The sequence below is a fragment of the Paenibacillus agaridevorans genome (genome assembly GCF_018604145.1).
Taxonomy (GTDB): Bacteria; Bacillota; Bacilli; order Paenibacillales; family Paenibacillaceae; genus Pristimantibacillus; species Pristimantibacillus agaridevorans.
Window position 1 is genome coordinate 2,542,875 of the sequence record NZ_CP075889.1, and the last position, 25,845, is coordinate 2,568,719.

25 protein-coding genes are annotated in these 25,845 nt (G+C 52.2%); 4 read left to right on the top strand and 21 right to left on the bottom strand.

The window, feature by feature from the left end; genetic code table 11:
• Positions 1–14 precede the first annotated feature (14 nt).
• From KJW29_RS10505 to KJW29_RS10525, 5 genes are all read right to left on the bottom strand, one after another.
• Complete coding sequence (locus tag KJW29_RS10505) at positions 15–1,004, bottom strand: phosphotransferase (protein ID WP_214629762.1); 990 nt, start codon at positions 1,002–1,004, stop codon at positions 15–17.
• A 25-nt stretch (positions 1,005–1,029) separates the two neighbouring features.
• The gene (locus tag KJW29_RS10510; RefSeq protein WP_214629763.1) at positions 1,030–1,701 is read right to left on the bottom strand and encodes an MOSC domain-containing protein; all 672 of its coding nucleotides are present in this window, start codon (positions 1,699–1,701) and stop codon (positions 1,030–1,032) included.
• A 347-nt stretch (positions 1,702–2,048) separates the two neighbouring features.
• Positions 2,049–3,662 (bottom strand): amino acid permease, encoded by a 1,614-nt coding sequence (locus KJW29_RS10515; RefSeq protein WP_214629764.1) that lies wholly within the window; start codon positions 3,660–3,662, stop codon positions 2,049–2,051.
• 156 nt (positions 3,663–3,818) lie between these two features.
• Positions 3,819–4,427, bottom strand: coding sequence for a DUF3298 and DUF4163 domain-containing protein (locus tag KJW29_RS10520; RefSeq protein ID WP_214629765.1), 609 nt, complete (start codon positions 4,425–4,427; stop codon positions 3,819–3,821).
• Between the two features lie 100 nt (positions 4,428–4,527).
• Positions 4,528–5,256, bottom strand: a complete 729-nt coding sequence (locus KJW29_RS10525; RefSeq protein ID WP_087569259.1) for a phosphonate ABC transporter ATP-binding protein — start codon at positions 5,254–5,256, stop codon at positions 4,528–4,530.
• 151 nt (positions 5,257–5,407) lie between these two features.
• Between KJW29_RS10525 and KJW29_RS10530 the strand changes: the two genes are divergently transcribed.
• Positions 5,408–5,632: a hypothetical protein gene (locus tag KJW29_RS10530; RefSeq protein WP_108992887.1), complete on the top strand. Its 225-nt coding sequence runs from the start codon at positions 5,408–5,410 to the stop codon at positions 5,630–5,632.
• Between the two features lie 129 nt (positions 5,633–5,761).
• Here the strand turns inward: KJW29_RS10530 and KJW29_RS10535 are convergent, their stop codons facing one another.
• Positions 5,762–5,899, bottom strand: coding sequence for a hypothetical protein (locus KJW29_RS10535; RefSeq protein WP_187100488.1), 138 nt, complete (start codon positions 5,897–5,899; stop codon positions 5,762–5,764).
• A gap of 129 nt (positions 5,900–6,028) precedes the next feature.
• Here KJW29_RS10535 and KJW29_RS10540 point away from each other — a divergent pair, with 129 nt between their 5' ends.
• Complete coding sequence (locus KJW29_RS10540) at positions 6,029–6,763, top strand: HAD family hydrolase (RefSeq protein ID WP_214629766.1); 735 nt, start codon at positions 6,029–6,031, stop codon at positions 6,761–6,763.
• 18 nt (positions 6,764–6,781) lie between these two features.
• Here KJW29_RS10540 and KJW29_RS10545 read toward each other — a convergent pair whose 3' ends face one another.
• The 11 genes from KJW29_RS10545 to pdhA all read right to left on the bottom strand — a co-directional run bounded on the left by KJW29_RS10545 (position 6,782) and on the right by pdhA (position 19,506).
• Positions 6,782–9,052: a type IA DNA topoisomerase gene (locus KJW29_RS10545; protein WP_214631084.1), complete on the bottom strand. Its 2,271-nt coding sequence runs from the start codon at positions 9,050–9,052 to the stop codon at positions 6,782–6,784.
• 38 nt (positions 9,053–9,090) lie between these two features.
• Positions 9,091–10,128, bottom strand: coding sequence for a glucosaminidase domain-containing protein (locus KJW29_RS10550; protein ID WP_214629767.1), 1,038 nt, complete (start codon positions 10,126–10,128; stop codon positions 9,091–9,093).
• A gap of 54 nt (positions 10,129–10,182) precedes the next feature.
• On the bottom strand, positions 10,183–10,500 hold the full coding sequence (locus KJW29_RS10555) for a hypothetical protein (protein WP_214629768.1): 318 nt from the start codon (positions 10,498–10,500) through the stop codon (positions 10,183–10,185).
• A 115-nt stretch (positions 10,501–10,615) separates the two neighbouring features.
• Positions 10,616–12,103, bottom strand: coding sequence for a glutamate synthase subunit beta (locus tag KJW29_RS10560; protein ID WP_214629769.1), 1,488 nt, complete (start codon positions 12,101–12,103; stop codon positions 10,616–10,618).
• A 238-nt stretch (positions 12,104–12,341) separates the two neighbouring features.
• Complete coding sequence (locus tag KJW29_RS10565; RefSeq protein WP_108992884.1) at positions 12,342–12,833, bottom strand: dihydrofolate reductase; 492 nt, start codon at positions 12,831–12,833, stop codon at positions 12,342–12,344.
• Positions 12,834–12,857: 24 nt separating this feature from the next.
• On the bottom strand, positions 12,858–13,811 hold the full coding sequence (locus KJW29_RS10570) for a thymidylate synthase (protein WP_214629770.1): 954 nt from the start codon (positions 13,809–13,811) through the stop codon (positions 12,858–12,860).
• 38 nt (positions 13,812–13,849) lie between these two features.
• On the bottom strand, positions 13,850–14,362 hold the full coding sequence (locus KJW29_RS10575) for an acyl-CoA thioesterase (protein WP_087569362.1): 513 nt from the start codon (positions 14,360–14,362) through the stop codon (positions 13,850–13,852).
• 117 nt (positions 14,363–14,479) lie between these two features.
• The gene (gene lpdA, locus KJW29_RS10580; RefSeq protein WP_214629771.1) at positions 14,480–15,895 is read right to left on the bottom strand and encodes a dihydrolipoyl dehydrogenase; all 1,416 of its coding nucleotides are present in this window, start codon (positions 15,893–15,895) and stop codon (positions 14,480–14,482) included.
• 3 nt (positions 15,896–15,898) lie between these two features.
• Positions 15,899–17,194 (bottom strand): dihydrolipoamide acetyltransferase family protein, encoded by a 1,296-nt coding sequence (locus KJW29_RS10585; RefSeq protein WP_214629772.1) that lies wholly within the window; start codon positions 17,192–17,194, stop codon positions 15,899–15,901.
• 246 nt (positions 17,195–17,440) lie between these two features.
• Positions 17,441–18,418, bottom strand: coding sequence for an alpha-ketoacid dehydrogenase subunit beta (locus KJW29_RS10590; RefSeq protein WP_087569270.1), 978 nt, complete (start codon positions 18,416–18,418; stop codon positions 17,441–17,443).
• 20 nt (positions 18,419–18,438) lie between these two features.
• Positions 18,439–19,506, bottom strand: coding sequence for a pyruvate dehydrogenase (acetyl-transferring) E1 component subunit alpha (pdhA, locus tag KJW29_RS10595; RefSeq protein ID WP_087569271.1), 1,068 nt, complete (start codon positions 19,504–19,506; stop codon positions 18,439–18,441).
• Positions 19,507–19,789: 283 nt separating this feature from the next.
• Between pdhA and KJW29_RS10600 the strand changes: the two genes are divergently transcribed.
• On the top strand, positions 19,790–20,530 hold the full coding sequence (locus KJW29_RS10600) for an alpha/beta hydrolase (RefSeq protein ID WP_214629773.1): 741 nt from the start codon (positions 19,790–19,792) through the stop codon (positions 20,528–20,530).
• 128 nt (positions 20,531–20,658) lie between these two features.
• Here KJW29_RS10600 and KJW29_RS10605 read toward each other — a convergent pair whose 3' ends face one another.
• Entirely contained in the window at positions 20,659–21,159 is a 501-nt protein-coding gene (locus KJW29_RS10605) for a low molecular weight protein-tyrosine-phosphatase (RefSeq protein ID WP_214629774.1), read from the bottom strand.
• Positions 21,156–21,830, bottom strand: coding sequence for a trimeric intracellular cation channel family protein (locus KJW29_RS10610; protein WP_214631085.1), 675 nt, complete (start codon positions 21,828–21,830; stop codon positions 21,156–21,158). The genes KJW29_RS10605 and KJW29_RS10610 overlap by 4 nt, the downstream gene beginning before the upstream one ends.
• 172 nt (positions 21,831–22,002) lie before the next feature.
• On the opposite strand from KJW29_RS10610, the gene KJW29_RS10615 reads away from it, so the two are divergent.
• On the top strand, positions 22,003–22,647 hold the full coding sequence (locus KJW29_RS10615) for a thiamine diphosphokinase (protein ID WP_214629775.1): 645 nt from the start codon (positions 22,003–22,005) through the stop codon (positions 22,645–22,647).
• On the opposite strand, the gene KJW29_RS10620 is transcribed toward KJW29_RS10615, so the two are convergent.
• On the bottom strand, positions 22,644–24,608 hold the full coding sequence (locus tag KJW29_RS10620; RefSeq protein WP_214629776.1) for an endonuclease MutS2: 1,965 nt from the start codon (positions 24,606–24,608) through the stop codon (positions 22,644–22,646). The genes KJW29_RS10615 and KJW29_RS10620 overlap by 4 nt on opposite strands.
• 460 nt (positions 24,609–25,068) lie before the next feature.
• Positions 25,069–25,812 (bottom strand): MBL fold metallo-hydrolase, encoded by a 744-nt coding sequence (locus KJW29_RS10625; RefSeq protein ID WP_343222779.1) that lies wholly within the window; start codon positions 25,810–25,812, stop codon positions 25,069–25,071.
• Positions 25,813–25,845: the final 33 nt, after the last annotated feature.

Consider the following 25,845-nt stretch of genomic DNA (forward strand, 5'->3'; position numbering starts at 1 on the left):
TAAGTAGTGTGAGTTCAAAAATCAAGAGGGTTAAACGCAAGCCATTCGCAACCAAAAGCGCAGTTGTCCACTATGTCCGCCAATACTTCCGGACCGTCCAGACCATCGCGGTAACGAACGGCGAAGTGAAGCGCTACGTCGAGCAAACGCAGCTTCATTAGCGTCGGAAGCAGATTCCTCTCTTCGGAGCTAAGAGGGACCGCGGTCTGGAAGGCCCGCGCGGCGAGCTCCAACCGTTCCTTGCTTCCTATCGCCAACTCCGGCTTCAGCAGATCAACTAGAAGGACAGCAAGCTCCATGGCACGGCAATCCATCGTGACGAATTCGAAGTCGAGAATGCCTGAGATGGCGTCCCCGATGCTCAGTGCGTTTCCGAAGCAAATGTCGCCATGAATCCATTGCTGCGGCAATTGGGCCACGTTTTTGCAAGCTTGAAGCACGCGTTCTCGTTCATTTTGCAAATACTCCAGCTTCGGGATCCGTTCGGCAATGCCGGCATCGCTGTCAGCAAGTCCGAGGAGCGAAGCCTTGTCCATGGAGGCATATGTCTCTGCCAAATCATAATAGGGGCTGTACCCGGAAGCTGCTTTGAATTTAATGCCGCTAAGGATTCGGCTCAGCTCGCCGCATGCCGCTCCAAGCGCCTTCACGTGGGCACTCTTCTCTGGCGAGGGACGTTCTCCTTCTATGTAGGTGAACAGGCAAGCAAGCTTGCCGTCCGGTAGTTCCGTTATTGTACTTCCATCCAGATTGTAGACAGGACTCGGGATCCGGAACGTTAAATACTTGTTCGAAAGCGCCTTCAACATGTCATGCTCCAGACGAACGGTATCGGCGTCGCCATGGTTGTTATAGAGCCTGAGCACGTATTTGTCCTTGCCGCAGCTGATGATTCGTGTCGTATTGTTCATGCCGCTGACTGCGGCAGCTTCCGTGCGAAATGGACCTTGCCAGCCATATCGCGACGCTGCGTCTGCCGCTTGTTGTTCAATGTCGGACACCATGCTTCTCCTCTCCGCTCGGGTAACGTTATGCTCCGCCGCGAAGCTTGTCCAGCCGCTTGCCCAGCTGCTCTTGCCAGCTGGCAGCCAGCTCTTTCACGCTCAGCAGCTTCAGGATAGCGGACTCGTTATCCTTTTGATGATACATGATGAAATTCGCCTCCATGACGGTAATTCCGGCAGGATGGCGCTCTGCGATCCTAAGCTTCTCTCCGGCAGCCAAATATCCTTCCTTCAGCACTCGGAAATAAAAGCCGGAGTACCCCGTCTGCTGTACTCGTACAGGCAGCTCCTGTAGCTCATTGCGAAGTCCCAGCTTGTAACAAGGCTGCCTCGGCTGGCTAACCTGCAGCAGAACTTCGCCTGCCGCTACGATATCGCCAATGCAGAGCTCCTGTTCCGTCCAGGGTTCGATCGTCAGATTTTCTCCGAAGGCTCCTGGCAGAAATGGCCGTCCGAATTCGGACTCCCAGTAAGGATATCGGGCCGCGCTATATACGCATATCGCTTTGTCCGGTCCTCCATGGTTGATCAAGTCGCCTTGACCATCCCCCTCCAGGCCATTTGCACCTGCAAATACCGCATCCGTTGTTGATGTCTTGAAGATGCCGCTGAGCACCTCCTTGGCGCCATGGGCAATAAGGACGGGTTTCCCGACCTGCAGCGATAAGATGGCAGGCGTGACCGCCGTATGTACCATGCAACTGCCCCTCCTCGTAACTGTTCTATCCTTCTTATTATACGCCCAGGAGGGAGATCATGGCAAAAACTCGTTTATTTCCCGACCAAACCTGCCACCTTTCATAACTTCTCCCTTTTCGACACATACTCCTCCCATTATTGGACGGCGCTGTCGAAACAATCTTCATTCTGTAAAAACTTGCGCTTCCCCGGGAAATGATTATTATAAACAGACCTTCATTTCCCAACCTTCCCCTTCCATTTCCCGTTTCTCTCTTCCCTGTCATAATTGTCTGAACATTCTCAAGATTCTTATGTCGACGTGATCATAATCCCGGCTAACCGTCTCAATGGCTTGACGGCTGCTTAACCGCGATTAGGCCGGCTCCCCGCAGTCCCGGCAAGCATAACGATTGCAGCAACGATACCTCCGAACGAATGAACGATACCCGCTGTCATAATAGCGCTGAATACAAGCCAGACCAACGCCACCAGGCGGATGGCTTGCCCCCAATTCCCCAAATGCCAAGGAGGCGGCGGATCGCTGGTTCCATGTCGCGATTTAAATGCCTCTTTCGTCATCCGGCGCTTGGCCGCCCCAGCCTTTCGATCCGCTTGCCATCTGAGGCCGATCGGGATTGCGGCTGCTAGATGCAATAAGACAATCGAAGCCGAGACAAGGGCAATAAAGCTCTCGTTCGCTTGCCATACAACTGTACTGACAAGCAGCAAGATGGTCGCCGTTGCGGCAAACCAAATCGCGTTCAGTGGAGCGTTTCGTCGATAGGAGAACATCGACAGCCTGCTGCTGAACGGAATCGCTCCATCCCTCGCCAAGCTAAACGCGACTCTGGAGCAAGACGTCATTGTTTGCAGACCGCTCTGCCACAAAGAGAGGAGAATTAGCGCCGGGAGCAGGTAAGAGCCTCCCCAGGCAGCGGCGGCATATTCCGTAAAACTCGTAAGTCCCGTCGTTTGAAGTACACCGTAAGCTTCCCCAAGCACCCCGCTTCCAGGCAGGGTGATAAGCGTCATAAGCAGCAAAACGATCAACAAGCCTATATAGGTGTAGGAGCTGGACAAAAAAATTCCCCACGGGACGCGTATACGCGGCTCCACGATCTCCTCTGCTCCATGCCCGGCCCCATCCATGCCCGTAAACAAGGCAGACAGCAACAACAAACCGATGACGAACGGCAGCAGCCCGACAGGATCCGTTAAACCGCTATCCAGTCCTTGATACAAAACAACGGGAGAATAATCCCCTGGCCAGAACAACCATGTGAGCCCGGCAAGCGCCAACAACATGATGATTAATTGAAGCCATGTGCCCCCTGCTTCTATTTTCTCCGAGAATCCGGATGTATATTGCCCTATTAACGCTTGAGTCAAAACAGCTGTTGCGGCAACGATAAACAACGAAATCGCCGAGCTTTCATACCCCAATCGCGAGGCCAGCAGACCATCAGCCAAATATGCAAAGCCTCCTATAAACAGTGCAAGCTTGACCATATTTCCCGCAAGCTGAAGCCAACCCGCCCTCATCCCCCACTTGCGTCCTCCGAGCTGATAAGCGGCATGGTAGACGCCTCCCGCAGTCGGAACTCCGGAAGCCAGCTCGGCGATTGCCGCGCTGACGCAGAGTGATAACAGCGCGACCAGCGGCAAGCCGAACCCAATGACAGACGGGCCGCCGGATGCGAGAGCCGGACCAAATAATAAGGCGGCGCCGCCGACCATGCCTATAGCATTAAACGACTTCGCGGCGGCGGACAGGCCTCCCCCCTTACGGGGCAGAACCTGCGGCAGACCGAACCGCTGGAGCTCGCTTTTATCCTGTGCGGCTTGCATGTCCTTGCCATATGGAATCAAACTTTGGTATGTGCCGGCACGCAAGCCTCGCTGAGCCTTCCGGGCGACCAGTACACTGAACAAGCACGGAATGGCGGCAAGCAGCACGCCTAATATTGCAACGACCATCGTATCGCCTCCTACGATAATGTATGATCGCGCTTCATACTGCATGACCCTTATTGCCGGCAAATACCGCCAAGCACGCCAAGAAGCGCCCCGCCAACAGGCAGGACGCTTTAATAATTACGATATTTTATTTATGGAATCTACTATAAGTCGTTTCTAACCTTCCAGCATTGGAGCTAGCGGTCCATCCTCCGCAATGATAGCTTGCAACTCGTAAACCGGGATAGGGAAATAAATAAAGCCGTATACGTAAGCAGCCAATTCATACAATTGGAAGTAGATCACAAGCGAACGGTCGGCAACGTAGAACGATTGCTCCGGCGAGATTGCCTTGAAAGGCTCTAGCGTTTCGATTCCCCTTGCCTTGATTCCAGCCGCCACAATCTTGCTGATTACTCCAACATAATCGCTTCCGGGCTTAAAGAGCTGTTCAAGCTCATAAGTATGGCCCGTCGAAGATCGGAACGTCAGGGAGACCTGAAGCGTCATGCCATGAGCTCCTCCCGTGTAGGCATAGTTGATCAACGACAAGCTGAATACGTCCTTTTCGTTCGTCTTGAGCTCAAAGTAGCCGATCATCTCCGCTTTGGGATCTTCCAAGCTTCCCTGCTCGTGAACAAGCTGGCGGACATGGGCCATAATCGTTTCGTTCATAAGCAAGTCGGCGCCTGGATGAGAGCTCCCCGATACTTGCGGTATTTTAATGCTGGCCTTCGGAAATGTAGCTACTATCGTCCGCACGACGAGCGGATTGGGAGTAGGCATAGAAGAACACACCTTCCTGTCTTGAAAGATGCTCTATTCTATGCTCCGTTCTGCCTATTCCATTCGAGATCCATCCAAAAATGCAATTTTCCCGAATAAGTTAATCCAACTGTCGTTTCTCACGTTCGGTCAACCTGCGGCCGTACACATCCAGCACCAGCTGCCCTCCGTTAAGGCCGAGAATCCGGTCCGCGTACCTTTCCGCCCAGTCGCCTTGATGCAGGACGGCTATGACGATAATGCCTTCATCCTTGCATAGCGCTTTCAACTCGCCAAGCACGGCATCCGCCGCATGCGGATCAAGTCCGGATACCGGCTCGTCCGCCACGATGACTTTAGCACCGTGCACAAGCGCCCTGGCAATCGCCATTCGCTGACGTTCGCCGCCGCTGAGATGCTTCGCTTTCATATGGGCCTTGTCGATCAAACCGCGCTTCTCGATCATGTCCATGGCGCCCATGTAATCGTCATTGCGCATCATGCCTGTCCATCGTCTCCACGCTGGCGTCTGACTGACGGAACCGATAATGACGTTTTTGAGACCTGTTTTGTCCGGATTCAAGTAAGGCTTCTCTTCCAGATAGGCTACCTGGCGTTTGACCTTCATCTTGGCAGACCAGCCGCCCCCGAGCACGTCCTTGCCGTCGAACTGATAACTTCCGCTCGACCATGCTTCCTGCAAGGCAAGACATTTCAGCAGCATCGACTTGCCGCTGCCGCTGCTTCCTTTCACCGCGATAAAATCCCCTTCGTAAGCATCGAAGCTGATGTCGCTGAGTACTTTCGGTCCTCCGGGAATACGTTTCGTCAATCCTTTTATCCGTAGCATCTTCCGCTCCCTTTCTGTCGTTGCAAAAGCTTCTATAAATCTAGTTTACGTGAAATAAAAAACACTTTCCACCCGAACAAATGTTTGGTATAATAAAAATAGGAACAAACGTTCTAAAACTTCATAAACCCTATAAGGAGGCTAGATCACCATGAAGACCAACTGTGAGAATTTCCGCTATGTCGAGAAAGCACGTCCACACCGAGATTTGACTTTCAAGTTTTACAATGACGGGAAACTTGTTATCATCGATAACAACACGGAGGAGGTGATACGCCCCAAGGATTTAAGGGGAGATAGCCGTGACTTCTACGTTCGCAAGCGCATCGCATTCATTAAAAATGTCGTGGCTGCTTCGCAATTGAAATACGCTTAATTCCGACTGGATTTATTATATAGGAATAAGGGGCTGTTCAAGTCAATGCGACTTTGACAGCCCCTTTGTTGTAGCGCTTAAGCAACATGGCGATCTGGCGATTCCCGTTATGGGAATGGCTTCCCTTGGCTAACTCTGCTGCTTGTTTATGCCATTTAAGCTTGGCGGGCGTTTAGCCCCCTTCTCCGCTTTGACCGTCACTTCCGGTTCGTTGATGCTGGATTCGTTGTAAAGGTTGTTCTTTTTGTTGCTTTTGTTATGCGGCATGTCCTCACCTCCACTACCATTATGCGAAGGTGAGGGCCAATCTATGTAGCTCCTCTGGATTGACTCTGCAATGGCTTTACGGTAGATTGATCATACACGGCTATACCCTTGCCAAAGGAGACTGCACATATGAAACAACAGATCCTGTTCGATCTCGACGACACGCTTATCTATTGCAACAAATACTTTTTCTTCGTAGTGGACCAATTCGTTGACTCCATGACCACCTGGTTTCAAGGGTACGAGGTCGTAACAGCTGACTCCGTAAGGGAGATGCAGCACGAAATCGATGTTGCTCTTATTGGGAACAGCGGCTTCAAGAGCGAACATTTCCCACAATCCTTTATAGATACCTACGCGTATTACAGCGATCTGACCGGACGCAAGCGCTCAGCCGTGGAAGTCGATTTCCTGTGGAAGCTGGGTCTTGGCGTCTACGAACATCAGACAGAGCCTTATCCCCATATGGAGCAGACGCTTGACGCGCTGGCCGCGGCGGGACATGAGCTTCATCTCTATACAGGCGGAGAGCTGCTTATCCAACGCCGCAAGATCGAGCAGATGAATCTGGAGCGTTACTTCGGCTCGCGCATCTACATTCGCCAACTGAAAAACAACGATGCCTTGGAGCAAATCCTGAAGAACAGCGATTTTGATCGGAAACACACCTGGATGATCGGCAACTCCATCCGTACGGATGTCGTACCGGCGTTAACAGCCGGCATCCACGCCATTCATATGCGGACATTGGAGGAATGGCAGTACAACGTCATTGGCATTAACGTGCAGCCTAAGGGCGCGTTCCTGACGCTGGATCATCTGCAAGATGTTCCTCCGGCGATTCACCGCTTTATTGGCAAATAATAAATAAAGGTACACAAACTAATTCTCAACAGCCAGCTCGCCGTTTGCGGCGTTTCGAACGACAATGCGGCCTTCGATGCTGCTGCCGTCATCCAGGACCAGCTTCAGTTTGGCAGTCTTGCCTTTCTCCGCAAGCGCCTTGACCTGCGCCTCCGTCAAGTTTCGGCCGAAGCTTTCCTTCCAGATGACGAACTTGCAGCCGCTGCGATAATTGGAGCAGCCATAGCCTTTGCGTCCCATAAAGAGGCGCCCGCCGCAGCCCGGTCTTGGACACGCCGCTATAGTCCGGGGCTCTCCGTCCTGGACCTGCTCCGAAGATATCCTCGTTGTTTTTGAGGCGCCGGTCTCGCTTCTCCCTGCGGCTCCAGCTCTCCCTCTTGTAGATGAGCGTGGTCCACGAGCCGCCCCTTTTCCTCTGCCGCGGTCCGCCGACTGCTCAGATCCAAATGCCGCTACATCCGCACGCGACTGCAGTCTGACCTTCTCCACAATCATAGTGGCGAACTTCTTCACGTTGTCCATGAACTGCAGATTGGATGCTCCTCCGCGCGCAATTTCGGTCAGTCGTTTCTCCCACATCCCCGTCATTTCGGGTGAAGTAAGCAGCTCTACGCCAGCCGCACGGATGAGCTCGATGGCCGTCCTTCCCTTCTGCGTGACCAAAATCCTTTTGCCTTGCATCTCGATGTAACCCACATTTTTAAGCCGTTCTATCGTGGCCGCGCGCGTCGCAGGCGTTCCGAGCCCGGAATCCTTCATGGCATCTCGAACTTCCTCATCCTCGATCTGCTTGCCTGCGCTTTCCATCGCTTTAAGCAGCGTTCCTTCTGTATAAGCTTTGGGAGGCTGAGTGTCCTTCTCCTTCATCGCCGCATTCCGGCACAACACGGGACGATCGCGCTCAAGATGAAAGGGCTCGTTCACTTCGTCTTCTTGCTCGGCTTCCTCTTCTTTGCCCTTCTTCGTGCTTTTCTCATTGCCTTTGCTTTGGTCCGCATAAATCGCCTTCCAGCCCAAACTGAGCAATTCCTTTACGTTCGTTTTGAAGTTTTCTCCCTCTACCTCCGTCACAACGGTATGCGTTTTATATTCCGCTGCCGGATAGAAGTGGGACAGGAATCTTCGGACGATCAGATCGTACAACTTCTGCTCATCGGGGGACAATCCTCCGGCTTTGCGATTGGTGGGCAAAATCGCATGGTGATCCTCGACCTTGGCGGGATTGCATACGAACTTATTCCCCTTATGAACCAGGGAACGGTTCGCGCCTTCGGCCCATTCGTTATAAGTCGTCCCTTTTAACGATTGCAAGGTTTTATGCATCTCAGGGATGTTCTGTTCCGTCACATAGTTGGAGTTGGTTCTCGGATAAGAAATGACCTTGTGCTTCTCGTACAAGGATTGGGCAGTGTCTAACGTCTTTTTGGCCGAGAAGCCGTACTTGCCGTTCGCTTCCCTCTGCAGCAAGGTCAGGTCATACAGCTTGAACGGGTATTCCTTGACATCCTTGATCTCGTAAGATGCAATCCTCCCCGATTTGCCCTTTACCTTGGCCGCAATCGCCTCCGCTTTTTCCTTCTCCGTCATCCGTTCGCCTTGCCACATCCCCCGATACGTCGTATCGTCCTGGATGAAGGTCGCCTCCACCTCAAAATATTTCAGGGACGTGAACGCCTCGATCGTTTTCTGCCGATCGTAAATTAGGGCCAGCACGGGAGTCTGCACGCGTCCTACGGAAAGCAGGACGTTATGCTTCGTCGTAAACGCGCGCGAGCCGTTCATGCCGATCAGCCAGTCCGCTTCGCTGCGCGCGGTGGCGGCCTTGGTCAGATTGTCATACTCGCTGCCTTCCTTTAGCTCCGCGAATCCTTTGCGAATTGTCTCCGGCGTCAAATCGGAGATCCAGAGCCGCTTAACGGGCTGCTTCAGCTTCAAGTGACGTTGAATAAGCGAGAAGATGTATTGCCCTTCCCGCCCTGCATCGCAGCCATTTACAAGCGATCCGCATTTCTTGGCCAGCTCGCCGATGACTTTAAGCTGGTCGATCGTTTTGCGATTGGGCACTAGCTTGAATTGATCAGGAATAATGGGCAAATGCTGAATATTCCACTTCTTGTATTTCTCATCATAAGCGTCGGGCTCAGCGAGTCCGATTAAATGACCGATCGCCCATGTAATGATATACTGTTCGCCTTCGATATAAGTTCGATGATTTTTCGCCTTCGGTTCAATAGCGGAAGCGATGTTGCGTCCCATATCCGGCTTTTCTGCAATGACCAGCGTCTTCATCATGAGCTCCGCTCCCTCTCTTGCTTCATTCCAGGCTGCTAGGATCCATCCAATGACATTTCAATGTCACGCATGATCAAGCTGACGCCTTTCGACCAGTTTGGATCCTCCGCGTATTCTCTGTTAATCCAGACAATAGGATCCACATCCGACGGCCTGTCCTTGCTGAGACGATTAATCGTCCGAGCGGCTATAGCCGATGATTGTTCGATATTCGTATTAAACTCTTCCCAGCTGTGGAAGACGTTAAATGGATTATTCGCAATTTGTTTGGCCTTCTTGTGAGTGACTGGCACGAACCCCTGCTCTTGCCCTGTAATCGCGAACAGCAATGCAGGATGAATGTCGAATTGCTCCGCGGTGTTTAGAATCGCATCCAGATAGTGCTTTTCCGCCAATAACGAATTCCGTTCACTTAAATAAGCCATTAACCGTTCCCGATCGACTTCAGCATACCGCAATCCGGCAGGCAATTCGTTAAGAGCGGTCGGTGGAGCCTCGACATGCTGCTGCTGGGGCACCGGTATAACGACGGAAGGACGCCCTCCTTGCAGGATGGGGGTTGCTGACTGCCACGTATATAAGGTAATAGATGCAACGATTAGCAGACATAGAAGGCCATACGTTAGCACTCGCCGACGCATGCGTTTGTTATGACTGTCTGGCATTGCAACCGCGTTAATCGGAGACTCGCTTGACCAATCCCTTATTCCGAACTCCCCAGTACTTAATTCTGCAGTTGATTGCAGTTTGCGCTCCTGCTCCCGGACCCACTGATCAAGAGGCCGGCGTATCGCTTCATCATTGTGATCAAGCTCCATACATAGTTGGAAAATATCATCGCTGCGGACAGATCGGTTCTCCTCTAATACGATCGTTCGGATCAGTTGGCTTGTTAATGCATGTTTAACAGCCCCGTCGAAATCGGGAAGCTGTCTGTAAATGATTCGCGACACCGCATCGGCAACGATCTCGGCGCGCTTGCGGCTTGGCATCCCGGCGTATTTGTTCAATACGTAATTTCGTATCTGGCGTACGTCCCGAGGTGTAAGCACATAAGCTTGATCGGCTGTCATCCGCAGTTCCCCTCCTACGAATCTATTACACCGATTCTACCATAACTTCCCTGCTTACGGCGAAGTTAGATTGGCGATTTCGCTTTGAACCGCTTCGCTGGCAATAAAAGCGGCAATTTGCTCCTTCTCCCCCACTGTGAAGCCGTATTCGCAGTCGCAATCCTCATCTTGCGGCAGCATTTGTACGACGGTCCCGTCATGCGTGCAGATGACCCATATCGTAAAGGCGATCATATCGCTTGGGACCGGTGTCTCTTCCTCAAGCCCAGGCTGCAAGTAAATATCGACCCATTGTTCATCCCTGCGCTCGATACGGAATTCGAAGGAGCTGAATTTGAGCTCGGCGACCGTATCCAATCCGTATTTGATCATCGTTCATTCCTCGCTTTCTATACGATAATACCATAAAAGCAAGAAAAAGCGCCCGAGGGCGCTTTTACCTTCTCTTGACTCTTCCATGTCCTATGGAAGACGTTCCTCGGCTGCGTTAAGGCAGCATTGAGGAACCCATCAAATATTTATCAACTTCGCGAGCTACCTCGCGACCTTCGTTAATCGCCCATACGACAAGGCTTTGTCCGCGGCGCATATCGCCTGCAGCGAATACTTTATCAACGTTGGTGCTGTATTCGCCGTATTTCGCTTTGACGTTGGAACGGCGATCTTGCTCTAGACCGAGCTGGTCGATCAGCGTCGACTCCGGTCCTTCGAAGCCTACCGCGATGAAAACCAGATCTGCCGGCCATACTTTTTCCGTACCCGGGATGTCCTTGTAGATTCTGCGCCCCGTCTCATCGACCGTACGTTCGATTTGAACGGTGTGCAGTTCCTTTAAATTGCCGTTCTCGTCGCCTACGAACTTCTTCGTAAGTACGGAGAAAGCACGGGGATCATCGCCGTACAACGCTTTGGCTTCTTCTTGTGCGTAATCCAGCGTATACACATTCGGGAATTGCGGCCAAGGATTTTTGATCGGATCGCGCGTAAGCGGCGCCTTGCCGACCGTGCCAAATTGCGTAATCGACTTGCAGCCATGGCGCAATGCCGTTGCGACACAGTCTGTTCCTGTATCGCCGCCGCCGATCACGATCACGTTTTTGTCCTTGGCGGAGAGGTATTTGCCATCCTCCAGATTGGAATCCAGATAACTTTTGATCGTACCGTTCAAGTAATCCATCGCCATATGAACGCCGATTAGATCGCGGCCTTCGATCTCTACGTCGCGCGCCTTCGTAGCGCCTCCGCATAGAACGACCGCGTCGAATTGCGCAAGAAGCTCGCTTGCTGCAATATCCTTGCCGATCTCGGTATTCGTCACGAACTCGATGCCTTCTTCGATCATCAGATCAACACGTCTTTGTACGACATGTTTTTCCAGCTTCATTGTCGGGATGCCGTAAGTGAGCAAGCCGCCGATACGGTCAGCGCGCTCGTACACCGTTACTGTATGCCCGGCTTTGTTGAGCTGTGCCGCCGCAGCCATCCCGGCAGGACCGGATCCCACGACGGCAACTCGTTTGCCTGTACGCATTTTGGGCGGTTGCGGAACAACCCAACCTTCTTCGAAACCACGATCGATGATCGCTTGCTCGATCGTCTTGATTGTAACGGCATCGCCGATCAGGCCTACCGTGCAAGAACCTTCGCATGGAGCAGGACAAACCCGGCCGGTAAATTCCGGGAAATTATTTGTTTTGTGCAGGCGTTCCAGCGCTTCGCGCCATAACCCTCTATAGATCAAGTTATTCCATTCTGGTATGAGATTGTTGACCGGACAGCCGGAGACGGATCCAGACAGCTCTATGCCCGTATGGCAGTAAGGAGTGCCGCAGTCCATGCAGCGCGCGCCTTGCGTGCGAAGCTGCTCGTCTGACAGATGCTTGTGGAACTCGTTCCAATCTTTAATGCGCTCAATCGGGTCGCGATCGGCTGGCAGTTCGCGCTGATATTCCATAAATCCCGTTGGTGTAGACATGATCGCTATTCCTCCATCCGTATTCCCGTTTGCTGCATCTCCTGCTCTCTCTAAAAATATATCGGGAATCCATTCATTTTTCAACCGTTTCAACCCGTTGTAAATTTCGGTAACTATAATATAATATCCTAGCATTCCGGTGACGGGATGGTTAATGGATTATCCGTACAATCATTTGCACTAATTGACAAATCGTTCGTCAAATCATGTCTACACCGCAGGAAGCAGTCAAATTCATCTATAGTCGCTCATGGGTTACGAAAGTGAAGGCGTAGGCATTGCGTTCATCCGGCTCCTTGCGATCGCCGACGATACGCCGCCATTCCTTTGGATTGAATTCGGGGAAAGCTGCGTCTCCACCTATGATCTCTGTCTCAACTTCCGTCAGCAATATTTTGTTTGCGTAAGGAAGGAACTGCGCGTAAATGTCGGAGCCTCCGATAATCATCAGCTCTTCGTCCTCCGGGATCAATCGAAGCGCTTCTTCAACGGAATGAACAATCTCGCTGCCCGGAAGCTCGAGGTCTGTCTGACGGGTCAATACAATATTGCGTCGATTGGGAAGCGGCTTGCCGCCTAGCGATTCGAATGTTTTGCGTCCCATCAATACGGTCTTTCCCAAAGTGTTCGCTTTGAAAAAAGCCATCTCCGCCGGAAGTTTCCATGGCATGGCATTGCCCTTGCCGATTGTACGATTGCGGTCCATCGCCGCGATTAATGTTATGGTCAATGTTCTAACCTCTCTTCCGGGGCATCAGACCGCTACCGGCGCTTTGATCGCCGGATGCGGATCATAACCTTCCAACAACAAGTCCGAAAGCTCGAACTGGAATACAGAACGCTTGTCCGGATTTATGCGCAAGACCGGCAACGCTTTTGGCTCGCGGCTCAACTGAGCTTCGATTTGCTCCAAATGATTGCTATAAATATGTGCGTCTCCCAGCGTATGGACAAAGTCACCGACTTCCAAGCCGCATTCGTGCGCCACTAGATGCGTCAGGAGCGCGTAGCTTGCTATGTTAAACGGGATGCCCAAAAAGATGTCGCCGCTGCGCTGATACAGCTGACAGGACAGCTTGCCTTCCGCCACGTAGAATTGGAACATCGTGTGGCACGGCGGCAAAGCCATGGTCGGCACATCCTCCGGATTCCAGGCCGATACGATTAATCTCCGCGAATCCGGATTGCTCTTGATCGTGCGGATGACATCGCCAAGCTGATCGATCGTCTCCCCCCGCGCGGTCTTCCATGCCCGCCATTGTTTCCCGTAGACATCCCCTAGCTCGCCATAACGCTCGGCAAACGACTCGTCTTCCAGAATTTTGGACTTGAAGGCAGCCATCTCCAGCTTGTACGCCTCCGCGAACGTTTCATCCCGTTGGGAGCGCAGGCCGAAGTTGGTCATATCTGGACCCGAATATTCGCTGCTTTCCACCCAACGCTTAAACGCCCATTCATTCCATATATTGTTGTTGTTTTGCAACAAATATCGGATGTTTGTATCGCCTCGCATGAACCAGAACAGCTCGCTCGCAATCATTTTAAAGGATACGCGTTTTGTTGTTAGTAATGGAAAACCTTCCGACAGCGGGAATCTCATCTGATAGCCGAACGTCGAAATCGTGCCCGTACCCGTTCGGTCTTCCTTGCGGACGCCATTGCCCAGCACGTCTCGCAGCAACTGCAAATATTGGTTTTCGCTGCTCATAACCCTATCGCTCCTTGCTTATTTATCCCAGTATTATATCACGCCTTTGACGTTCTGTCGCTCTTGCGAGCCTTCCGAAGCTCATGTCTCGCCGGAGCGCTGGCATGAAGCTGACGTTCCAATTCCGACTCCGGGAACACTTTGGATATCTCGGCAGGCTTGCCGTTCTCATCGAGTGCCACGAAGGTAAAGAAAGCAGTAACTGTCGTTTTGCGTGAGCCTGTGTACAAATTTTCGGAGTTCACGGACACATAAATTTCCATGGAGCTGCGTCTGGTCCACGTCACGAATGCTTCCACTTCAATAACCTCGCCTACATGGATAGGAGCGAGAAAATCAAGGCTGTCTGTCGACGCAGTCACAACCCGCATGCGAGCGTGCCTCATGGCGGATATGGCCGCAACTTTGTCCATGTATTCCATAAGCTTGCCGCCGAACATTGTATCATGATGATTGGTATCCAGGGGGAAGATGAGCTGTGTCATCAACGTTCTGGAGTCTTTGGACGGTTTGGCTGGAAGCTGAACCTTTTCGTTGCTTTCAGACATCATGTTATCCATCTCCTTACGATCATTAACGTCATTAACGAAAAGATTGTCAATGAGCAAAAGAGGCCGCGCCGCATCCGATGCGGCGAGACCTCTTGTCGATTATGGGATAATACTCAATTATTTGATGAAAGTGTGGATCGGATGTCCGAGCGCAACCTCGGCAGCGTCCAGCACGATCTCTCCCAGCGTTGGGTGAGCGTGAATCGTCAGAGCGATATCTTCAAGCGTAGCGCCCATCTCGATAGCGAGAGCAAGCTCGGCGATCATGTTGGATGCTTCCAGACCGATGATTTGCGCGCCAAGTACAAGACCGGAGTCAGCGTCGGATACCAGTTTCACGAAACCTTCGTTGGCGTTAAGCGACATGGCGCGGCCGTTGATCGCGAACGGGAATTTGCCCACTTTTACATTATGGCCTTGCTCCTTCGCTTCCTTCTCGCTCAGGCCGACGCTTGCGCATTCGGGATCGGAGAAGCAAACGGCAGGCACGCATTTATAGTCGACAACGCTTGGCTGACCAGCAATCGCTTCTGCGGCAATGCGACCTTCGTACATCGCTTTGTGCGCAAGAGCAGGACCTGCAATAATGTCGCCGATAGCGAAGATATGCGGGATGCTCGTGCGGCATTGCTGGTCGACTTCGACCAGACCGCGGTCCGTCATTTTGACGCCGATCAGGTCCAGACCAAGCTCGCCGTCCGTATTAGGACGACGGCCGACCGTTACGAGCAAGTACTCAGCCGTTACTTTCTCTTCTTTGTCGCCTACCGTGTAAGTGACCGTAACGTCTTTGTCCGTTTGCTCCGCGCTTTTCGCTTGCGCGCCGGTAACGATATCGACATTCGTGCCTTTCAGCTTCTTCGCGACGATCGAGGACATGTCTTTGTCGAAGCCAGGCAGGATGGAATCGGAACCTTCGATTACCGTTACTTTCGTGCCGAACTTGGAGTACATTTGGCCAAGCTCGATGCCGATGTAGCCGCCGCCGATCACGACAAGGCTCTTCGGAACTTCAGGCAGGCTCAGCGCGCCTGTCGAAGAAACGATGCGGCCGCCGTAAGGGAATGCTTTCAGCTCGATCGGACGGGAACCCGTAGCGATAATGCAGTTCTTGAAACGGTAGCGCGGCGCTTCTTGATCGTTGAAGACGCGTGCTTCGTTCTCGTTGATGAACATGACTTCGCCATGGAAATATTGGATTTTGTTCGCCTTCAGCAGGGAAGCAACGCCGCCCGTAAGCTTCTTGACGATGCCGTTTTTAAACTCTTGCACTTTGTCAAAATTAACCTTCGCTTCGCCCACTTCAATGCCGAATGCGGAAGCGTGGCTGATGGACTCGTATTGATGAGCTGCGCTGATCAGAGCTTTGGAAGGGATACAGCCAACGTTAAGACAAACGCCGCCGACATGTTCCTTCTCTACGACCAATACGTTTTGGCCGAGCTGAGCCGCGCGGATGGCGGCTACGTAACCGCCGGGGCCTGCGCCGATGACTAGAGTGTCAATATCCAGGGAAGCATCTCCAACTACCATATGTTAAACCTCCATAATGAACAGTTCAGGCTGCGCCAGAAGCTGTTTAATGTAGTTCATAAAGTTCTGAGCCGTTGCGCCGTCGATGAGACGATGGTCGAAGCTGAGAGACAGAGCCATTACAGGAGCGGCAACGATCTCGCCGTTGCGAACAACCGGCTTTTCCGAAATCCGGCCGGTACCTAGAATCGCGACTTCAGGGAAGTTGATGACCGGCGTAAAGAACATGCCGCCAGCGGAACCGATATTCGAGATCGAGATCGTGCTGCCTCTCAGTTCATTCGCCGTCAGTTTGCCGTCGCGGCCGCGAGCTGCAAGGTCGCGGATGGAATCGGCAACCATAAACAGGTTTTTGCGATCTGCGTCTTCGATAACCGGAACGATCAAGCCGTTGTCCGTATCCGTTGCGATACCGATATTGTAATACTTGCGATAGACGATCTCTTGATTTGCTTCGTCCAGCGTCGAGTTCATGATCGGGAACTGGCGGCAAGCGGCCACGAGCGCCTTAACGATGAACGGCAAGTAAGTCAGCTTGGAGCCTTTTTTCTCTGCGTATGGCTTGTATTTCGCGCGAAGGGCAACCAGCTCGGTAACGTCCACTTCGTCCATAATGGTCACATGCGGAGCCGTATATACCGATTTGACCATCGCGTTTGCGATTGCTTTGCGGATACCCTTAAACGGTACGCGCTCTTCTGGACGGTATGCTGTTCCGGAAGCTGCCGGAGCCGCGGATTTCGTTTCGCTTGCAGCTGGAGCCTCTTGTGCCGCGCTGGCTGCAGGAGCTTCAGTCGAAGCTGCAGGAGCGCCGCCAAAGCCGTTTACGTCTTCGCGAGTTATGCGGCCGTTTTTGCCCGTGCCGGACACTTGCGCTAAATCTACGCCCTTTTCGCGAGCGAACTTTCGCACGCTTGGCGTTGCAAGCACTTGAGAGTTTGCCTGTTTCGCTTCGGATTGAGCCGGAGCGGATGGTGCTGCAGCTGCCTCGGGAGCAGGAGCCGCTTCTTCCTTTTTCTCTTCGGATGGTGCTGGCTGCGCGCTCTCCGGAATGTCGCCTTCCGCGTCGATTACCGCGACAAGCTCTCCGACATGGCATACCTGACCGTCTTTAACCAATACTTCTAGCACCGTGCCATTAACAGGACAAGGGACTTCTACGATTGCCTTGTCATTCTGTACTTCCATAATAATATCATCGTCCGTTACTTTAGCGCCCGGCTTGATGAGCACTTTGACGATTTCGCCTTCATGCAGGCCTTCGCCTAGCTCGGGGAATCGATATTCGAATTTAGCCACCAATGACAACCTCCTTTAAGTGGTTGTTCAAAAAGTCCGATTCCCATTACGAAGTATGCCAAGAAGCATAGTCGACATCGAATATTGAATGCAGGCGAAACTTCCGGTGCTCACATAGCTCTGCTATGCTCCGCTCCTCATTATCTACCTGCCTTCAATCTTCTCGGTACTGATAACCGAACTTTTTGAACTCGATCTTTAAAAACTTCTTAATAACCGTATTCCAATCGGAATGAAACATTAAATTTAGAAATTAATGACTTTCTGTGCAGCGGCGACGATACGAGCCGGAGTAGGCAGCCAAGTGTCTTCGATCTGAGCGAACGGATATACCGTGTCAGGGCCGGCTACGCGAAGCACCGGAGCCTCCAGATGCAGAATCGCTTTTTCGTTAATTTGGGCAATAACCTCAGCCGCTACGCCGGAAGTTTTCTGAGCTTCTTGCACGACGATCGCACGGTTCGTCTTTTGTATAGAAGCGACAAGGGTGTCGATATCGAGCGGCACCAGGGAACGAAGGTCGATGACTTCGGCTTTGATGCCTTGTTTCTCAAGCTCGTCTGCTGCTTTAACCGCAGTATGCACCATCATGCCATATGCAATGATCGTCACGTCGCTGCCTTCGCGAACAACGTTCGCTTTGCCGATCTCGATCGTGTACTCGCCTTCCGGAACGTCAGCTTTAAACGCGCGGTACAAATTCAGATGCTCCATAAAGAAAACCGGATCGTTATCGCGGATCGCGGAGATCATGAGACCTTTTGCATCGTATGGATTGGACGGAATAACAACCTTGATGCCCGGCGTTTGAACAGCCAGACCTTCCAGGGAATCCGTATGCAGCTCGGCTGCCTTAACGCCGCCGCCGAAAGGCGTGCGGAATACGATCGGCGAGTTATAGCGGCCGCCGGAGCGGTAACGCATGCGGGCAGCTTGAATGAACATTTGATCAAGTGCTTCGTAGATGAAACCAACGAATTGGATCTCGGCGATGGGACGGAAGCCTTGAAGCCCCATGCCGACAGCCATGCCCGCAATCGCGGATTCCGCAAGCGGAGTATCGAACACGCGGTCTTCCCCGAATTCTTCCTGCAAACCTTCCGTTACGCGGAATACACCGCCGACCTTACCTGCGTCCTCGCCAAAGATCAGCACGTTCTCATCCCGTTTCAATTCTACGCGCATCGCATCGCGAATCGCTTCAAGCATATTCATTTGTGCCATGTTGGTTTACTCCTCCCCTATTATTGGAAATCCGCTTTTTGTTCTTCCAGGTACTTAGGCGTTGTTTCGAACATCGTATCGATCAGGCCGGCGACTGTCATTTTTTCCACGGCTTCGGCTTTTTTGATGTTTTCGTTTACGGTCGCTTTCGCTTCTTCTTTAACACGGTTCGTATCTTCCTCGGACCACAGTCCTTTTTTCTCGAGATACTTGCCGAATCGGATCAACGGATCCTTTAACGACCATTCTGCTTCTTCGTCCTTCGTCCGGTACTTCGTTGTATCGTCAGCCATGGAGTGCGGACGGAAACGGTACGTCAGAAGTTCGATCAGCGTAGCGCCTTCGCCATTGCGGCCGCGCTCTGCCGCGTCACGCACGGCTTTGATGACGGCCAGAACGTCCATGCCGTCCACTTGCACGCCTTTGATGCCGGCGGCAACCGCTTTGTGAGCGACGGACAATGCAGCCGTCTGCTTCGAATACGGAGTCGTGATGGCGTAACCGTTGTTCTGAACCACGTAGATCGCAGGCAGCTTGTATACGCCGGCGAAGTTAAGACCTTCGTAGAAATCGCCTTCGGAGGATCCGCCGTCACCCGTGTACGTAATGGCAACGCGTTTTTCGCCTTTTTTCTTAAATGCCATGGCAACGCCAGTCGCGTGCAGGACTTGCGCGCCGATGATGATTTGCGGCATCAGAACGTGTACGTCCTCCGGAATTTGACCTCCGGCTTGATGGCCGCGCGAGTATAGGAATGCCTGGTACATTGGAAGACCGTGCCACACAAGCTGTGGCATGTCGCGGTAGCCCGGGCAGATAAAATCGTCTTTGTTAAGGGCGTATTCGCTGCCGATCATGGAAGCTTCCTGGCCGGATACGGGCGCGTAGAAGCCGAGACGTCCTTGACGGCCGAGGTTAACGGCACGCTCGTCCCATGTGCGGGTAAATACCATGCGGTACATAACTTCTTTCAGTTGCTCGTCAGTTAATTCCGGCAGCAGGTCCGGATTTACCACTTCTCCATCGAGCGACAATACGGACATTGGTGTAACCGGTTCCGTCTGAACTTCGTATGGCAGTTTGCTCATTTTGAACGCTCACCTCAATCAAAATATTTGAAAAACGGGTATCTCTGTTATAGAATTATTATAAACCTGTTTAACAAAAATGGTCAAAGCAAAAAACAAAAAAACCGTTGTTTTTTCGCTGATTCAGGCTGTTCTGTTAAGAAATTGTATATGCTACAGAATCCAATTCCCACTATAACAGCATAATACAACTGTTTCCCTTCGGACGTATGTTGCACTTTACCTTACTATTGTTTGCCCACATCTGCCGTATTCCATTCCAAATATAAAGGAGATTTCTCGCATGACGGACGATCGTTATTTAAAGAGAACCATACTGAAGGAAACCGTACCCAGCCGCTATCTTGCGGAGGGAGAACGCCAATTGCGCATTTTCCTTCCTCCAGGATATAACGAGCTGTTAAGTTATCCTGTCGTATATTGTCAGGATGGCGAAGATTTTTTTAATTTCGGCAGAGTTGCTACATCCGCAACAAAGCTCATCCTCGATGAAGGTCTGGAACCTTTCATCATCGTCGGCGTCGATGTCGACAAGAAACACCGCACCGACGAATACGCCGCCGATGGCAGCCGTCATGGAGCATATCTTCGCTTCTTTGCAGAGGAGCTGCTGCCGTTCGTAGAGGAACGGTATCCCGTTCGCAAAGAGCCGGAGGAACGACTGCTCGCAGGAGATTCATTAGGCGGTACGGTTTCGCTTCACTTGGCGCTTGAATATCCCCAGCTGTTTACGAGAGTCATAACCATGTCCGGCGCCTTCTTTGCCAGCTCGCATGCGGTCATAGATCGAAACTACGATCTGGAATGGCTGGACATCTATATGATCGTCGGGCTTCAGGAAACGGAATACGAAACGACGGACCGCGGCGTACACGATTTTCTCGCGCTCAACCGTAATGCCAAAGCTCTGCTGGAGCACAAAGGCGCCCGCATCTTCTACGAAGAGAAGGACGGTAAACATCAATGGGGCTTCTGGCAGAAGGAGATTCCGGCTGCTCTCGCTTATTTCATCGATGTGGAATAATACCTCTCAAATCGAACAAAAAGACTGCATGCAGGAAAAGCCCGACATGCAGTCTTTTTTTGTTGTTTAGGGGATTATGAATGAAGGCGGCTTCCTTCTTGAAATCTAAAGAATGGATTTTTGCTTCCTCACAGGTTCTTCTCCGCCCGGATCCGGCCCAACAACGCCTTGCAACCCGCTTCCACCAGCTCATAAACTTCTTCGAAATTGCCAGTATAATAAGGGTCTGGCACATCCGAGATGCCGTGACCAGGCAGCAATTCCATGAATGTAAAGACGGCTGGGTCCCCTTCCGCTCCATTGCGGCCGGAAGCGGCTTGGAAGACAGCCTTGGCGTCTTTCAAGTTTTTGGCGTCCATACAGACGATATAGTCGAACCCCTTATAATCGCCGCCATTTACTTGTCTTGCAGTCATGCCTTCATACGTAATACCGTGATGATCCAGCAGCTTGCGCGTGCCTTCATGCGGCGGATGGCCGAGATGCCAGTCGCCCGTTCCCGCCGAATCGACCTTGATAGCCTCCTCCAACCCCTCCTGCTTCACCAGATGACGCATAACGGCCTCCGCCATCGGCGAACGGCAAATATTGCCGAGACATACGAACAGTACATTGCTAGTTGCGCTCATGACTTATCCAACTCTTTCTTTTTCATTTTAATTTTCCGTTCCGCCGCAACCGCAGACGCAGCGAATGCGCCCCTTAGCGATCGGCGAGGCAGCCGCCACTTGTAATAGACGGACATCATGCGGAACATAATGATGATACCGAACAACACCAGCAGTTCAATCGACGATTTGGCCCATCCGAGTCCAATGCATAGTCCGCCAAGCATCGCCCACACCGCGTAGATTTCGTCCTTGAGCACGAGCGGCTTGCGTCCCGCAAGCACGTCGCGGATAATTCCCCCGCCAATTCCCGTCAACATGGCTGCCACAAGCACTGCGCTTATAGGATGCCCCATTTGGGTGGCATATAAGGCGCCTTGAATGGCGAACGCCGATAACCCGATGGCATCAAAGAAGGCCTCGCTCCTTCTCCATCGCAAGATCCAACGCACGGGCAGAACAAAGGCAATTGTCATGGCGATAAGCGCCACCTTGAACAGATATCCCTGACTCCACAGCATCGTGACCGGCATGCCGATAAGCAGGTTTCGAATAACACCCCCGCCGAATGCCGTAACGAGCCCAAGCACGTATACGCCCAAAATGTCGTATTCTTCCTCCATCGCGACAACCGCTCCGCTGACCGCGAACGCAATCGTGCCGATCAAGCTGAAGACGTTAAAAATATCCATACCCACCGCCCCGATCAATGTAGCGAATGATCGCCTTATGTCCTTTCCCATTTTAGCGCCGCCCCGCAACTTCCGCAACGACAATTTTCGTCCAGATTTGCATTGCCCAATATACGCTGCTGGCGCTATACTGTACACAGCTTTAACCTGCATGGAAAGGATGTTGAATGGCATGCTCGACAGCTATACAATCGTCATTACCTCGGGAGGATCTTTAGGAGACTGGGCAATCCCCTATGTGCGAGAGGGCAAGGTGCTCATCGGCGCGGACAGCGGAGCACTATTCCTGATCGAACAAGGTTATCATCCTGATATCGCGATCGGCGACTTCGATTCTGTGACGGCTGAAGAGCTGGAACGGATTAAGGACAACAGCGGCAAGACGATTCAGTGCGATCCCATCGACAAAAACTTTACCGACACCGAGATGGCCTTCCGTCTTGCGCTGGACATGAAGCCAACAAATATTGTGCTGCTGGGCGCGCTCGGCACACGTTTCGATCACTCTCTGGCGAACGTTCATCTGCTTGCGCTCGCGGACGAGAATGGCGTCGCCGCCTCCATCGCGGATGCGACGAATCGGATCAGCTTGATCTCGCAAGATGCATACGTGGATCGACTGGAGCATCCGCAAGTGTCTCTGCTTCCGTTGTCGCATGCCGTGACCGGCATTACGCTGGAGGGGTTCCAGTATCCGCTTGGCGACGCCACGCTTACAATCGGACAATCATTGGGAATTAGCAACGTCCTCCTTCAAGAAAGAGGCATGATCCGCCTCAAGCAAGGGCGTCTTCTCGTTATCCAAAGCCGGGACTAGGATCGTTCGTCCGGTTTGATGATGATTTCGACGCCTTCTGCATGCTTGCGGTTCATCAGATGGCGGGCCTTGCGGTTCTCCTTCGACTCGAATACGATATCGAGGTCATACGATTCGCCAGGGTACAGCTTCTCCTTGGCGATATACGGCTTCACTCGCTTGTGATTGAATTTCAGCTTCTGCCCCTGTACTTGAACGATTAAATTGCCGCGTTCATCCGTCTCCTTAAATACGACTCCGGCGCGCTTTAGCGGGTAGATCCATACGACGTCGCCTTTGGCGTAAGCTCGCGTTTTGCCCCCTGGAGAATCAGCAGGTAAATCAGCCTTGCCGGTCGTTTCGCGGCTTTCCTGCCTGGCGCCATCATTGTCCGTAATCTGGCTGTTGATATCGCCGTTGTTCGCCGCAGGAATTTCCAAGTACGTTTCGCTCCCTCCTTTAAAACTGAGCAATTCCTCCGCCCTGGCCATAACGGTCTCGGGAATTCCAAATCGTCTCGCGATCGCGAAAGCATGACTGTCGCCCGCTTCCCCAATCTCCAAACGATAGAGCGGCCTGAGCGTATCGGGATCGAACGCCATTCTCCCGTTCTGACAGCCTTCGGTACGAGATGCGAACGTCTTGATTTCGTTAAAATGGGTCGTTGCGGCCAGCTTGGCGCCTTGGCGCTTCAACTGCTCCAGAACGGCGATCGACAACGCGATCCCTTCGGAGGGGTCCGTTCCGGCTGCAAGTTCGTCAAGCAAAAGCAGGGACTTGCCCGCAGCCAAGCGGAGCATATCTTTTAAGACGGATATATGAGACGAGAATGTGCTGAGCGACTGCTCAAGACTTTGCCCATCGCCGACATCCGCTTCGACGTGCGCATACATGCCCAGCACGCTTTCCGGCGCCGCCGGCACAAGCAATCCGCATTGGTTCATGATGACCAGCAGTCCCATCGTCTTTAACGTGACCGTCTTGCCGCCGGTATTGGGTCCCGTGATCATAAGCTGATTCCACTTCAGTCCCAGCTCGACGTTTAGAGGCACGCAGCTTTCTCCAAGGAGAGGATGCCTTGCTTCTACAAGCGACACGATCGGTTTCTCGGACAAACCGACGCGAACGCCGCCGCAGCTTCTTGCATACTTTCCTCTCGCAATGATGAAGTCGAATATCGCCATCGCCTGCACGTTCGTTTTCAACTCGGAGGAATATTTTTCAGCTTCGTCCGACAAACGCGACAACACGATCGTTCGTTCTCTCTCTTCGGCCGCTTTCCATTGATGCAGCTCCAGCTGCATCTCCGCCACTTCCACGGGTTCGATAAACAAAGTCTGACCGCTGGCCGATTCGTCCAGTACAGTACCGGGCACATTTTTGCGGAGCTCCCGCTTGACAGACAACACAAATCTTCCGCTTCTTTTGCTAATGACGGCTTCTTGCAGACTGCTCTTGTATTTCCCCATCGCTCCAGCCATACGTTTCCCGATTTGATCCTCCACGATATGGGTCTGACGCCGAATATAACTTAAATCAGGACTTGCCTCATCTGTCAGCATCCCGAATCGAATACATGTGTTCAACTGCTCGCGCAGATCAGGGCAGTCGTTCATGGAGTCCGCATATCCGGCTATCGTTGGGGCTTGCTGTCGCTTGGCGTTCATATACCTTTTCATTTGGTACACAGACGACAACCATACGCCAAGCTGCTCCAGCTCCTGCTCGTTATATATTCTGCCCTTGCCTAAAAGAGAAAGGAAAGGATCAATGCCTTCCATGGCTGACAACGGGATGCTGGCACCTCCCGCAAGCAGATTTGCAGCCTCCTCCGTCTCGCGGAGCCATGCGGCTACACGAGTGTAGTCTCCGCTTGGCCGCATGGCTTCCGCCAATTGGAGTCCCGCCGGGGAAAGAGTAAAATGCGCCACTTGTTCTTTCACTTTATGAAATTCCAGTTTTCTTAACGTTTGTTCGTTCACTTATCAACAGCTCCTTTTTTGAGAAAAAAAATAGACAGGAACAGAACGCGGGCGCGTTCCGTTCCTGTCCAGTTAAGGGCATGGCAGTCCAAACTTCTGCATGCTTACGTTCCGTTCTCCCTGGAGGCCGACGAAAAGGGTAACGGAAAATAGACGCAAAAAAACCGTGCTGCAAAGAGCACGGTGATCAGACTGTCAGCCCGAAGGTAAACAGACGGAAATCCACATGTTCCCAACTCTAGGATTCGAATTACAAAATACACCCTGCGTAAGCCGTTCTGCGAACAGACCTATAGCGGGAGAACTTCATAATTCCAATATGATCCTTTTTTAAGAGTTAAGAACACCGACAGTCATTAAAATTTCCCCTTCCGAATACCAAAAACTATCCCCATCATACAAAATGAAGTCGCCTTCGTCAAGCGTTAATGGTTCCGTTAAACTTCGAAGCTCTTTTCAGTCAGGAACGGGATACCTCGATTTGCATGCCTGTATGCGCAAAAGTCATTCCTGCCGGAAGTTCATCCCCTCTCGCGACATCGATGTCGTGAGACATATGCGTCAGAATGGTCCTTCCAGGCTTCCACTTCGGCGCCAGTCCGATCGCCTCCTCGACATCATAAACGGATCGTGTCTCCATGGGATATGGCTCTCGGAAGAAGCTTGTTCCCAGAATAATCAGATCCGCCATTGCCATCGGCTTCTGCTGTTCCTCCGTCAGTTCAATCGCATCCGGGCAATAGATCCAGCGATACCCCGTATGAGCGTGTTGGAACGAAAAAGCATAAGCGTATCCGTTCTTTCCATGATTGACCCTCCAGCTGCTAGCCTTCCAAGCCCCGATCATCATCGAAGCGTCGAACGGCTTGAACTCGATTCGGCTGGCGATCCACGGGAATCTCTGAAGAATTTCCTCAATAACCTCGGTCGGGGCGTGAGCCGCTCCTGTCTTCCCCGTCCAGCGGCAAACATCATACCACTCGGGTAGGCCGCCAATATGATCGTAATGGGCATGCGTAATAAGCATACGGTCTATATCCCGCAGATGGGCCGCTTCCATTTGCCGGCCGAAGTCCGGGCCGCAATCGATCCAGGTTGTTCCTGCATCGGCATCCTCCCATTGCAAGGATGGCCGCAAGCGCAGGTTTTCGCCTGTCCCTCTCGCTTCCATGCACACCTCGCATTCGCAATAGATGCGAGGCACTCCCTGAGAATCTCCCGTCCCCCGAAAGATCAA

Bases quoted from the DNA above. Each gene is read 5' to 3' on its own strand.
- KJW29_RS10505 (WP_214629762.1), bottom strand. From the start codon at position 1,004: ATGGTGTCCGACATTGAACAACAAGCGGCAGACGCAGCGTCGCGATAT.
- KJW29_RS10510 (WP_214629763.1), bottom strand. From the start codon at position 1,701: ATGGTACATACGGCGGTCACGCCTGCCATCTTATCGCTGCAGGTCGGG.
- KJW29_RS10515 (WP_214629764.1), bottom strand. From the start codon at position 3,662: ATGGTCGTTGCAATATTAGGCGTGCTGCTTGCCGCCATTCCGTGCTTG.
- KJW29_RS10520 (WP_214629765.1), bottom strand. From the start codon at position 4,427: ATGCCTACTCCCAATCCGCTCGTCGTGCGGACGATAGTAGCTACATTT.
- KJW29_RS10525 (WP_087569259.1), bottom strand. From the start codon at position 5,256: ATGCTACGGATAAAAGGATTGACGAAACGTATTCCCGGAGGACCGAAA.
- KJW29_RS10530 (WP_108992887.1), top strand. From the start codon at position 5,408: ATGAAGACCAACTGTGAGAATTTCCGCTATGTCGAGAAAGCACGTCCA.
- KJW29_RS10535 (WP_187100488.1), bottom strand. From the start codon at position 5,899: ATGCCGCATAACAAAAGCAACAAAAAGAACAACCTTTACAACGAATCC.
- KJW29_RS10540 (WP_214629766.1), top strand. From the start codon at position 6,029: ATGAAACAACAGATCCTGTTCGATCTCGACGACACGCTTATCTATTGC.
- KJW29_RS10545 (WP_214631084.1), bottom strand. From the start codon at position 9,052: ATGAAGACGCTGGTCATTGCAGAAAAGCCGGATATGGGACGCAACATC.
- KJW29_RS10550 (WP_214629767.1), bottom strand. From the start codon at position 10,128: ATGACAGCCGATCAAGCTTATGTGCTTACACCTCGGGACGTACGCCAG.
- KJW29_RS10555 (WP_214629768.1), bottom strand. From the start codon at position 10,500: ATGATCAAATACGGATTGGATACGGTCGCCGAGCTCAAATTCAGCTCC.
- KJW29_RS10560 (WP_214629769.1), bottom strand. From the start codon at position 12,103: ATGTCTACACCAACGGGATTTATGGAATATCAGCGCGAACTGCCAGCC.
- KJW29_RS10570 (WP_214629770.1), bottom strand. From the start codon at position 13,811: ATGAGCAGCGAAAACCAATATTTGCAGTTGCTGCGAGACGTGCTGGGC.
- KJW29_RS10575 (WP_087569362.1), bottom strand. From the start codon at position 14,362: ATGATGTCTGAAAGCAACGAAAAGGTTCAGCTTCCAGCCAAACCGTCC.
- lpdA (WP_214629771.1), bottom strand. From the start codon at position 15,895: ATGGTAGTTGGAGATGCTTCCCTGGATATTGACACTCTAGTCATCGGC.
- KJW29_RS10590 (WP_087569270.1), bottom strand. From the start codon at position 18,418: ATGGCACAAATGAATATGCTTGAAGCGATTCGCGATGCGATGCGCGTA.
- pdhA (WP_087569271.1), bottom strand. From the start codon at position 19,506: ATGAGCAAACTGCCATACGAAGTTCAGACGGAACCGGTTACACCAATG.
- KJW29_RS10600 (WP_214629773.1), top strand. From the start codon at position 19,790: ATGACGGACGATCGTTATTTAAAGAGAACCATACTGAAGGAAACCGTA.
- KJW29_RS10605 (WP_214629774.1), bottom strand. From the start codon at position 21,159: ATGAGCGCAACTAGCAATGTACTGTTCGTATGTCTCGGCAATATTTGC.
- KJW29_RS10610 (WP_214631085.1), bottom strand. From the start codon at position 21,830: ATGGATATTTTTAACGTCTTCAGCTTGATCGGCACGATTGCGTTCGCG.
- KJW29_RS10615 (WP_214629775.1), top strand. From the start codon at position 22,003: ATGCTCGACAGCTATACAATCGTCATTACCTCGGGAGGATCTTTAGGA.